This is a genomic window from Methanocrinis sp., assembly GCF_049974945.1.
GTDB lineage: Archaea > Halobacteriota > Methanosarcinia > Methanotrichales > Methanotrichaceae > Methanocrinis.
The window spans coordinates 1-11,141 of record NZ_JBNGCU010000060.1 but is presented as its reverse complement, the minus strand read 5'-3'; the positions used below and the strand labels follow the sequence as shown (position 1 = coordinate 11,141).

Sequence of the window (11,141 nt, the reverse complement as noted above, 5' to 3'; positions counted from 1 at the left end):
AGAGTAAGCATTCCCCAGGTTGCCCAGGTGATAACCCTCCGCTACCTTATCATTTGATCTCCTGCACGCCTCCAATGCCGTTTCAAGCCAGGAGATCTTTTCACGGGGAGAGAGACGGAGATCGAGAACGTAGACCCCGGCATCTGGATAGGACTTGCAGAGATCGATCGTAGCAGAAGAATTTCCTTCCAGATTATTCTCTGCCCAGGACTGCCCGGCGAGGATGTTCGCTTTCTCCTGGTCGAATAGCGCAAGGCCCGTCAGAGTTCCCCCTTTGCCTTGTTTGAAGGATTTATCGGCTAGAGATAGTACATCTCTGTAATGCTCGGCATGGCGCAGCCCGGCCGAGTCAACGGCAGACGGATCGAGGCGCGATCCGGCGAAATCGCGCGCCAGGTCGTGGAGCCGATATCGCCCCCCTTCGCCGGTGGCTGAAGGCGAAAAGTCCACCAGGCTCCACCTGATCAGATCACCAAGAGCGTCCTCGGCGGGGATCTCTTCCATCTCCCATACGGCTGCGGCTCCGGTGAGGTCGAAGTCTGCGGGGAAGACGGAGAGCATGGACCAGAGCTTTTGGAGCTGTGGGGTGAGAAGGTCGTAGCTCAGGCTGAAGGAGGCTTCCACCAGCTCCAGCCGCTCCCTTGCATCGCCCAATTTTTTGATGTAATTGGCAACGATCAAATTCGGCTTCTCTCTCAGGGGAGAAGCGGCGTTTCTCAGGGCGATGGGAAGGCAGCCGCAGAGCTTTGCCAGCTCTTCCGCATGATCGCCAATCCGCTCACAGATCTCCAGGAGTAGTTTCCTGGCGTCATCGAGGGGCAGGACGTCCAGGTCTTTTTCCGCCAAACCAGGAAGGGCAAACTTATTGCGGGAGGTCACCAAAAGAGCGCACCCCTTCGGCGGGAGAAGCGGCTCCACCTGCTCTCGGCTGGCGGCGTTGTCGAGCAGTAAGAGGGACCTCTTGCCATGAAGTATTGAAATATATATCCTCTCTAATTCGCCCTCGTTCTGGGGAATCTTGAAGTCTGGATCGTAAGCCCGAACCACCTGGGCCATCGCCTCGGCGGATGTCAACGGATTCTTGTCGGTGTGATTCTTGTCGGTGCCCTTCAAATCAACGAAGATCTGGCCATCGGGATAACTTTCGGCGAGCCTTTCAACCAGGACGAGAGCCAGGGCGGTCTTTCCTACCCCGCCCATGCCCCGAAGACCGGCGATGACCGCTCCGCCCTCAAAGCCGCTGAGAATCTCTGTTATATCTTCATCTCTGCCCACAAAATTCTGCGGTGGCGGCCTGATTCGTGGAATCGGCAGCTCCTTTGAAGGGGCCATTATCTGGTTGATTTTGTCGCCTTGGATATTGTCACCGAAATGCTGTTTCACCTGTCCTGTGGGCCTATTCATCGATCCCGTTGAACCTCGCATATCTATGGCGTCTCTCTCTGCCGAGGTCGGTCCGCTGAAGGTGCCTGAGAACAGATTCTTCTGATCGCCATAAACCTCGGCGCGGGCGCCGGTGGACTGATCGATCTGGACTTTTGGCCGGTCTTCTTCTTTACCGGGGCGATCTCTGATAAATCCTACAATTTCAATAGAAGCAGATAAAACGCTGGCAGCCAAAATCAGAGAAGAATCCTTGACCGGGGGCAACAAGTTGAAGAGAAGCGCCAGAGCTAATAGGAGGATCAAGATGAGTACGATTTTGTGTCTTCTCTTCAGTTTCGTCTCAATTCACCCACTGGAATGTTGATCTTATGGATTTAAAATGTTTGGCAATAGATTTGGCGATGGACTATAAAAATTACACTTTGAGCAGGAAAAAAATGTAAAAAAGATTTTAGGAAAGATCTTTAAATCTTATCCAGAGCCTCGGATATCTTCCCGAAGATCTCTTTTATGTCACCCACGCCCAGGACGGTGACCACGATCCCCCTCTTGTCGTAGTAGTCGATGAGGGGCTGGGTCTGGGCGTGGTAGGCCTGGAGCCTCTCCTTGACCGTCTCCTCGGTGTCGTCCGCCCTCTGGTAGAGCTCGCCGCCGCAGGCGTCACACTTGCCGGGCTCCTTCGGGGGATTGAACTGAACGTGGTAGGTGGCGCCGCACTTGCACATCCGCCGGCCGGTGACCCTCTTGATAAGCTCCTCGTCGGGAACGTCGATGTTCAGGACCACGTCGATCTTCTGGCCCAGGGCGGGCAGGATCTCGTCCATAGCCTCGGCCTGGGGGATGGTCCGGGGATAGCCGTCCAGCATCCAGCCGCCCTTGACGTCGTCTTTGGCCAGCCGGTCCTTGATGATGTCGATGAGCAGGCTGTCGGGGACGAGCTTGCCCGCTTCCATATACTTCTTCGCCTCCACTCCCAGGGGGGTGTTGTTTCTGACGTTCTCTCTCAGGATGTCCCCGGTGGAGATGTGAACCACGCCGTACTTATCCGCTATCATCTTGGCCTGAGTGCCCTTTCCGGATCCTGGTGGACCGAGTAGTACTATGTTCATAATATCCCTCCTATTATCTCTCGATATCGAGCAACATCTCGACGTCGGCGGCCCTCCCCGCCGAGTTGTGAACCACAGTTTTCATCTAAAGCTGAGGCCCCATTTCGGATGGCTTGGCCGCTCACAGTTGCTCCGATCTCTGGGAATTTGACTCTCCCCAGCGTTAAAAAAGCTTTCTGCACGATAGTCGGTCAGATTTCAGATTCCAAAATCAGAGGAGGCCGACGACGAACATCGCCCCCCCCGAAAGAACGGGGATGGAGAGGTTGTCGTCGATGACCCTCTCTCGGAAGGAGAGGGGTACGGCGTCGGCAAAAGTGGCCGCCGCCGCGCCGGCGATGTATATGGGAGGGGAGAGGAGACCGGGCCCGGCTAAGAAGGTCTCCTCAAGGATGACGGCGACGTAGCCGGCCAGAAGGCAGACCGCGAAGGTCGCAGCCATTATCGGGAGGGGCTTTGGCCTCCAGTCCCGCCCCTCCATGATCTCGGCCCGCACCGCCGACCCCCGGACGAGAGAGCCGATGATGCCGCTTGCTGCGTCCCCAAGCGAGAGCATCAGCATGGCGGCGATGGCGATGGGGGGAGGGAAGACGAGGACTGTCAGCAGGGTACCCCAGATGTAGTAGACGTAGCCAGCCACCCTCTCCTCCTCGTGGTCGCGAGATGTGGGCAGGCTGACGTATCCCGCAAGCCTCCTTCTTTCCAGGACGAGCGCCGCCAGAAGGGCTAGGGCGACAAACCCAGCGGTCGCGGCCTTCCCAAATATGAGGATGGAGGCGGGCACCGAGAGGCCCGAGAGGTGGATCGCCTTCCTCCTCGCCTCCATCGCGAGACGGTCAAACCCCTTAAACCTCATCTCCTCAGACCTCCGGCCCTTTTTTTCCAGGATATCTGGCGCCTTTCAGCCCGATAGGGGGGTGCCCGCCTCCAAAAACTCCATCTCTCCCGCGAGAAGGGCCTGGATTTTGTCGGCGAGATCGGCCCTCACGACCCTGATCTGGGACATGGAGTCCCGGTCCCGAATGGTGACCGTCCCCTCCTCCAAGGTCTCGTAGTCGACGGTGACCGAGTAGGGGGTTCCCACCTCGTCGTTTCGCCGGTACCTTCTGCCGATGGACCCCGACGAGTCGTACTCGACCCTCAGGTCCAGGGAGCGGAGATCCCGGGCGATCTCCTCGGCAGGGGCTAAGAGCTCCGACCTATCCATCAGGGGAAGGACCGCCACCTGGATCGGGACCACCCTGTTCTTCAGGGCCAGGACAGCCCTCGTCTCCCCCTCAACCGTCTCCTCCCGGTAGGAGTGCTCCAGGACCGAGTAGAGGATCCGGTCTATCCCGAAGGAGGGCTCGATGACGTGGGGGACGATCTCCTCGCCCCTGATCTCCTCGGTCACCATCTCGAAGGAGACGAGAGCCGGGTCGATCTTTTGGCTCTTGCCATCGACGATGACGACGATGGGGTCTTGCTTCAGCTCCTCCAGGGGCAGGGCAGAGAGGGCGTCGGCGACGGCCTTAGCCTCTTTCCGGAAGAGGGGGCCGAGCTTCTTCATATCGGGCTTGACCACGAGCCTATCCTCCCGTCTCGGCTGGTCGAGGGGTAGGTAGACGGTGAGGTTGGCCTGGCTCTGGGCCATGTGGGATTTGAGGTCGTAGTTCGTCCGATCGGCTATCCCCACGATCTCGATCCAACCGAACCGGTCCAGGAGCGCCTCCGCGTCCCAGCAGTCGGCGGCGTAATGGGCCATCTCGTCGTCCTTGTGCTGCCTAAACCTGAGCCTCTCCTTGGAGAGACCGGCCTCCATCAGAAACTGGCAGGTCCGGGCGACGTAGTAGGCGAGGGTCTGGTGAGCGATGATCCCCCGGGCCACCGCCTCGCCGACGGCCATCTCCTCGGTCACCCCCCTCTCCTGGCCCTCCTTGGAGTAGAGGGTCATCTTCAGGTCCGCCACCTCGCCGAACCTCGGGTGGCTCTTGTCTTTGGGGTTGATGAAGATCTCAGCCTCGGCCTGAGAGAACTCCCGGAGCCGTATCACCCCCTGGCGGGGGGAGATCTCGTTTCGGTAGGACTTTCCGATCTGGACCGCGCCGAAGGGGAGGCGGTCGCGGTAGTGGCGCAGAAGCCTCGGAAAGTTGACGAACATCCCCTGGGCCGTCTCGGGCCGCAGGTATCCGGGCTGCTTTCCGCCCGGGCCGATGAAGGTCTTGAACATCAGGTTGAACTCGTAGATCTCGGAGAGGTCGCCCCCGCACTCGGGGCAGAAGACGTCGTTCTCCTTTATGACGCGGTATATCTCCTCGTCTGCGAGGGCGTCGGGGACCTCGATGATGTGCTTTATGAGGTGGTCTGCCCGGTAGATCTCACCGCACTCTTTGCACTCGGTGAGGGGATCGGAGAAGCCAGAGAGGTGGCCGGAGGCCTTGAAGATCTCCTCCACCCCGATGGTGGGGCACTCGATCTCGCAGAACCCCTCCCGGATCACGAAGAATCCCCTCCAGAGGTCCTCAATCCCTCTCTTCAGCGGGGCTCCCAGGGGCCCATAATCGTAAAAGCCCGCAGCTCCGCCGTAGAGCTCGAAGGCGGGCCAGATGAAGCCGCGCCTTCGCGCGAGCTCGATCACCTTCTCGTACATGTCCATAAGCCAATCCTCGCCTCCCCTAGACCGCAAGAGATCATTTAACCTTTGTCGTTTGGGCCTGAGAAGGGGGACGCGATCGGAAGGGACGCGGGATTTCGGGATACGATTTTGATGCCGTGGGCCCTCGCCCCCTATCCGACAGAGTTTTTAAGGAGGTGAGCGTATCGGCGACCGGTGAGTGATAGCTCATGAAAGGGATTGTGAAGTTTGGGTTAGTGATCGGCGTCCTGCTCTGCGGCGCCGTCGGCGTGGCCAGTGCTCAAGAGGAGTTCTCCGAGGATTACAAAATGGGTTTTTACGAAGGCGCGATAATCATAGGCTCGGCGACCTTTACGCAAGGGAACTTGGTGGATCTGTATTACGGCTTGGGCGGGGAATCAACCGTCGTGACTGCTGACAATGAGGAGATGGTTGAGTTCTACAACAACCAATCCGCCCAATTCAACCAGCAGACAGTTGCCTACGTAAATGACATTATCGACCAGGTCTTCGGCCCAGATGACAACCGGACAGAGGACCTATACCTGGCAGAGCTTCCTCTAATAACCTGATTTCGATAGGACTGGATTATAGATAGGAGACCAGATTCTTCCGATCTCTCCCCTCTTCTATTACTTCTTTTTTCCTTCATCGATTCAGAAATGCCCCGGGTCGTAGAACCCTCTGCTTAAGAGCTCAAAGTCTGCATGGCCGATCTATGCGGTCCCGGCAATCGGTTTCCGGCGAGGGGCCGCCTCTTCGCCCCTCGATCCCGTCGAAACCTATTTAGGCCACCTCTCTACTTGATGTGGCGATACTATGATCGGCGTCTTAGGGTTGGAAGACGGCACCAGGATCGAAGGGGTGGGCTTCGGAGCACCTGGGGTCGTCTCTGGCGAACTGGTTTTCGTGACGGTCATGTCCGGCTACGAGGAGGCCCTGACCGATCCCTCCTACGCGGGGCAGCTTCTGATGTTCACCTACCCCCTCATGGGAAACTACGGGGTGAGCGGCGACAACTTCCAGTCGGACCATATCAGGGCCACGGCCATGGTCTGCAAGGAGATCTGGGATCGGCCCCTCCACCACAGGTCCAATAGGACCATCTCAAAGTTTTTGGAGGAGGAGGGGGTTGCGGGCATCTCCGGCCTGGATACGAGGATGCTCACCATAAAGATCAGAAACCAGGGGGCTATGAGGGCAGCCCTCGCCGTCGGCGATAGGGGGGAAGTCTCCGCAGAGGACGTCGTCGGCCTCGCGAGAGATCAGCCGAAGATCTCCGGCCTCGACCTGATCAGCGCCGTCTCCTGCAAGCGCCCCTATCGGATCCCAGGTGACGGCCCGAAGGTCGTTATGATGGACCTGGGGATCAAGAGGAACATCCTCGACTCCATGGCCTGCCAGGGGTTCGACATAGTGGTCGTCCCCTCGGACGCGAGGATATCGGAGATCGAGATGTACGAGCCCGACGCCATATTCATATCCAACGGTCCGGGCGACCCCCAGCAAGCGACGAGGGCAATCGAAGCTGTGAAGCACTTTGCGGGAGAGAAGCCAATATTCGGGATATGCCTGGGGCTGCAGGTGATCTGCCTCGCCCTGGGGGCCGAGACCTACAAGCTCAAGTTCGGCCACCACGGCGGAAACCAGCCGGTGAAGGACCTGGCATCTGGGATCGTTCGCATCACCTCCCAGAACCACAACTTCGCCCTCCTCCCCGAGTCGGCGGAGGGGACCGGCCTCGTGATCACCCAGGTCAACGCCAACGACGGTACGGTGGAGGGGATCAAGAGCAACTACCTGGGGATAGAGGCGGTCCAGTACCACCCCGAGGCCCGGCCCGGTCCCCTCTGCACCAAGGAGAGGTTCTTCTCCTCGGTCGCAAAAAAGATCGAGACGAGGAGGAGGTGATCGGATTGCCGAAGAGACCAGAAATTAATAAAGTTCTTCTCATAGGGTCGGGACCCATCCAGATCGGCCAGGCCGCAGAGTTCGACTTCTCGGGGTCCCAGGCCTGCAAGTCCCTCCGGGAGGAGGGGGTCGAGGTGGTCCTGGTCAACTCCAACCCCGCCACCATCATGACCGACCCGGAGATGGCGGAGAGGATCTACATCGAGCCCTTGGTCCCCGAGATCATCGCCAAGATCATCGAGAGAGAGAGGCCCGACGGGATAATCGCCGGGATAGGCGGCCAGACCGGCCTCAACATAACCAGCGAGCTGGCGGAGATGGGGGTCCTCGACAAGTTCGACGTCGAGGTCCTGGGCACCTCGGTTCACGCCATCCGAGAGACGGAGGATCGCGACCTCTTCAAGAGCGCCATGATCAGGATCGGAGAGCCCGTCCCTCGGAGCCGGGCCGTCAACTCCATGGAGGAGGCGAAAAAGGCCCTGGCAGAGCTGGGCCTCCCCCTCATCATAAGGCCCGCCTACACCCTCGGTGGCTCCGGTGGAGGCTCTGCCGAGACGGAGGAGGAGTTCCTCCGGATCGTGGAGATGGGGATGAAGAGGTCCCGGATCCATCAGGTCCTGATCGAGGAGAGCCTCGTCGGCTGGACGGAGCTGGAGTACGAGGTGATGCGGGACAAAAACGATACCTGCATCACCATCTGCAACATGGAGAATATGGACCCCATGGGGATCCACACCGGCGAGTCGATCGTGGTGACCCCCATCCAGACCCTCACCGACGAGGAGATCCAGATCCTCCGGTCTGCCGCCATAAACATCATCCGGGCCCTTCGAATCGAGGGTGGCTGCAACATCCAGTTCGCGGCGAAGGACGGCGAGTATCGGGTGATCGAGGTGAACCCAAGAGTCTCCAGAAGCTCGGCCCTCGCCTCCAAGGCCACCGGCTACCCCATCGCCCGGGTCACGGCGAAGATCGCCATCGGCATGACCCTGGACGAGATCGCAAACGACGTCACCGGCGAGACCCCCGCCTCCTTCGAGCCGACGGTCGACTACGTGGTGATGAAGATCCCGAGGTGGCCCTTCGACAAATTCGTACGAGCCGACAAGACCCTCACCACCGCCATGAAGTCTACGGGCGAGGTGATGTCCATCGGGAGGAGCTACGAGGAGGCCTTCATGAAGGCGGTCCGGTCTCTGGAGATCGACATGGACCTCGGCAGCCAGGGGAAGTACAACCCCTGGACCGACGATGACGTGCGCCGCCTTCTGGTGACGCCCACCGACGAGAGGCTCTTCGCCATCTACCAGGCCCTCCGACGCGGGCTCACCATCGAGGAGATATCGGATCTGACCAAAATCCACCCCTACTTCATCGCGAGGATGGAGAACGTCATCTTCATGGAGAGGGAGATCGCCGAGAGCTTCTCCGTCCCGGTCCTGAGAAGAGCGAAGAGGATGGGGTTCACCGATGAGAGGATAGCGAAGATCCTGGGAAGGAGGAGGGAGGAGATCACCGACCTCCGGCACGAGAATGGGATCGTCCCATCCTACAAGATGGTCGACACCTGCGCCGCCGAGTTCGTCGCCAAGACCCCGTACTACTACTCATCCTACGAGGACGAGTGCGAGCTCGCTCCTTCGGATAAGAAGAAGGTTCTGATCATAGGCTCCGGCCCCATCAGGATCGGCCAGGGGATCGAGTTCGACTACTCCACAGTCCACGCCGTCTTTGCCCTCCGGGAGCTGGGGATCGAGGCCCACATAACAAACAACAATCCCGAGACCGTCTCCACCGATTACGACACCTCTGACAAGCTCTTCTTCGAGCCCCTCACCCTGGAGGACGTGATGAACATCATCGAGAAGGAGAGGCACGATGGCGTCATGGTCCAGTTCGGAGGCCAGACGGCGATGAACCTGGCCATCCCTCTGGAGAAGGAGATAGCTAGAAGGGGCCTGGCCACAAAGATCCTGGGGACGAGCCCCGAGAAGATCGACATGGCCGAGGACCGGGAGAGGTTCAACCTGGCCCTCAGAGAGATGGGGATACCCCAGCCCGAGGCGGGCTACGCCACCAGCCCGGAGCAGGCGAAGGCCGAGGCTGGAAGGATCGGCTATCCCGTCCTGGTGAGGCCGAGCTACGTCCTCGGCGGAAGAGCGATGGAGATCGTCTACGACGAGAGGGAGCTGGAGGTCTACATGAGGGAGGCGGTGAGGGTATCGCCGGAGCATCCCATACTAATCGACGACTTTCTCCAGAACGCCGTCGAGATCGACGTCGACGCCGTCGCCGACGGCGAGGATGTCCTGATCGGGGCGATCATGGAGCATATCGAGGAGGCGGGGATCCACTCCGGCGACAGCGCCTGCATCATCCCGCCCCAGACCATCTCCGCCGCCGTCCAGGACACCGTCCGGGAGTATGTGAGGAAGATCGCCCTCTCCCTGGAGGTGAAGGGAATCCTCAACATCCAGATGGCCTACAAGGACGGGATCGTCTACGTCCTGGAGGCGAACCCCCGCTCCAGCAGAACCATCCCCTTCGTCTCCAAGACGGTGGGCCTCCCCCTGGCCAAGATCGCGGCCGGAGTCATGGCGGGAAAGACCCTCCAGGAGCTGGGATACACCCGCGAGCCGATCCTCCCTTACGTGGCGGTGAAGGAGGTCCTCCTCCCCTTCGAGAAGCTCCCCGGGGCCGACACCCTCCTGGGACCGGAGATGAGGTCGACGGGGGAGGTGATGGGGATCGACTACGCTCCTGGCCTTGCCTTCTTCAAGGCGGAGCTCTCCGCCGAAAACCCTCTCCCCAGGGAGGGGACCGTCTTCGTCTCGGTGAGGGACGAGGACAAGGGGCCCATCGCTGAGGTGGCGAGGAAGCTCGCCGAGGCGGGCCTTTCGATCATCGCCACCGAGGGGACGGCGGAGTTCCTGGCGGGGATGGGGATTCCGGTGGAGAAGTTGAACAAGATCTACGTCGGAAGCCCCAACGTCCTCGACTACATGAAGCGCTGCGCCGTGAGCCTGATCATAAACACCCCCACCACCAAGCAGTCGGTGAAGGACGGATTTCAGATCAGGAGAAACGCCGTCGACTACCACGTCCCCTACATCACCACCGTCCAGGCGGCGAGGGCCGCGGCCCAGGCGATCACCATCGCCAAGGCTGGCGAGGTCACCATCAAGGCGCTGAACGAATATCACCAGGAGGTGCGCTGAGCGAGGCGATTGAGGGGAGGGAGAGCGGGGAGATGACAGAAATGAGGTGGGGCGAGGCTGGGGGCTCGGTCTCTCATTGCTATCTCACCTCGCCGTCTCCCCGCCCGATTGACCGAAGGATTTATCTTCGAAAAGCTCACTGGGAGCATCCGTCAGCTGTGGGCTCGTGGTCTAGCTGGTTATGACATCGCCTTGACATGGCGGGGATCATGCGTTCGAATCGCATCGAGCCCACCTAACTTTGCCCAGGTAGCTCAGTCCGGGAGAGCGCCAGACTGAAGATCTGGCTGTCCCCGGTTCGAATCCGGGTCTGGGCACTAATTTTCTTTAAGCGTCAAAATCCCTAGCGTTCGCTCTCTACGCATCCTTGCAGAACTCCCTCATGGGACATTCCGAGCACTTCTCCCTCTTGCAGTATCGAAGATGGAGCTTGACCAGGGCGGCCTCGACCCGTGAGAGCTTCTCACCCTCGAACTCCCGCAGGTCTATCCCCAGACACCGAGCGGTCTCTTCTGCCCTCTTCGACACCTCTGGATCCACGTCCCAGACCCCCCTCAACTCTCTCAAGAAGATCTGGGCTGTGACCGGTCCGATGCCCTTGAAGTCCTGCAGCCTCTTCTCCAGGTCCTCTGTACCGGAAGATTCTTCGTAAAGGTCCTCCAGCGATCCGTATCTCTCCTTCAGATCCGCCATTATGTCGAGGAGGTTGGTGGCGGTGGACTCGTCGTAGCGGACGTATCCTCCTTCATCCAGTATTCTGACCAGCTCGTCCCAACCGGCTGAGAGGATCTTCTCAGCGGTGTCGACCCCGGCCCTCTCGAACTCCCTGTATGTATTCGAGGCGATCTTCTCGCTGATCCTGGCCCCGAAGAGGATGGAGGCGAGAAACCACTTGAACCTGCC

8 protein-coding genes and 2 tRNA genes are annotated in these 11,141 nt (G+C 59.7%); 5 read left to right on the top strand and 5 right to left on the bottom strand.

The window, feature by feature from the left end; all coding sequences use genetic code 11:
* From ACP5EL_RS07095 to glyS, 4 genes are all read right to left on the bottom strand, one after another.
* Window positions 1-1,275: ATP-binding protein (locus ACP5EL_RS07095; RefSeq protein ID WP_428401815.1), on the bottom strand; the 1,275-nt coding region annotated here is incomplete at its 3' end.
* A 575-nt stretch (window positions 1,276-1,850) separates the two neighbouring features.
* Window positions 1,851-2,495, bottom strand: coding sequence for an adenylate kinase (locus ACP5EL_RS07090; protein ID WP_428401814.1), 645 nt, complete (start codon window positions 2,493-2,495; stop codon window positions 1,851-1,853).
* 211 nt (window positions 2,496-2,706) lie between these two features.
* The gene (locus tag ACP5EL_RS07085; protein ID WP_428401813.1) at window positions 2,707-3,351 is read right to left on the bottom strand and encodes a hypothetical protein; all 645 of its coding nucleotides are present in this window, start codon (window positions 3,349-3,351) and stop codon (window positions 2,707-2,709) included.
* A gap of 45 nt (window positions 3,352-3,396) precedes the next feature.
* A complete protein-coding gene (gene glyS / locus ACP5EL_RS07080) occupies window positions 3,397-5,130 on the bottom strand; it encodes a glycine--tRNA ligase (protein WP_428401816.1) in 1,734 nt (577 codons plus the stop codon).
* A gap of 188 nt (window positions 5,131-5,318) precedes the next feature.
* Here glyS and ACP5EL_RS07075 point away from each other — a divergent pair, with 188 nt between their 5' ends.
* The 5 genes from ACP5EL_RS07075 (at window position 5,319) to ACP5EL_RS07055 (ending at window position 10,555) form a co-directional block, all read left to right on the top strand.
* Window positions 5,319-5,681 (top strand): hypothetical protein, encoded by a 363-nt coding sequence (locus ACP5EL_RS07075; RefSeq protein WP_428401812.1) that lies wholly within the window; start codon window positions 5,319-5,321, stop codon window positions 5,679-5,681.
* Window positions 5,682-5,928: 247 nt separating this feature from the next.
* A complete protein-coding gene (gene carA, locus ACP5EL_RS07070; protein ID WP_428401811.1) occupies window positions 5,929-7,020 on the top strand; it encodes a glutamine-hydrolyzing carbamoyl-phosphate synthase small subunit in 1,092 nt (363 codons plus the stop codon).
* A gap of 5 nt (window positions 7,021-7,025) precedes the next feature.
* Window positions 7,026-10,238 (top strand): carbamoyl-phosphate synthase large subunit, encoded by a 3,213-nt coding sequence (carB, locus tag ACP5EL_RS07065; RefSeq protein ID WP_428401810.1) that lies wholly within the window; start codon window positions 7,026-7,028, stop codon window positions 10,236-10,238.
* A 160-nt stretch (window positions 10,239-10,398) separates the two neighbouring features.
* A tRNA-Val gene (locus ACP5EL_RS07060) sits at window positions 10,399-10,472 on the top strand.
* Window positions 10,473-10,481: 9 nt separating this feature from the next.
* A tRNA-Phe gene (locus tag ACP5EL_RS07055) sits at window positions 10,482-10,555 on the top strand.
* 40 nt (window positions 10,556-10,595) lie between these two features.
* Here the strand turns inward: ACP5EL_RS07055 and ACP5EL_RS07050 are convergent.
* A partial coding sequence (locus ACP5EL_RS07050) for a hypothetical protein (protein ID WP_428401809.1) occupies window positions 10,596-11,141 on the bottom strand: 546 nt, incomplete at its 5' end.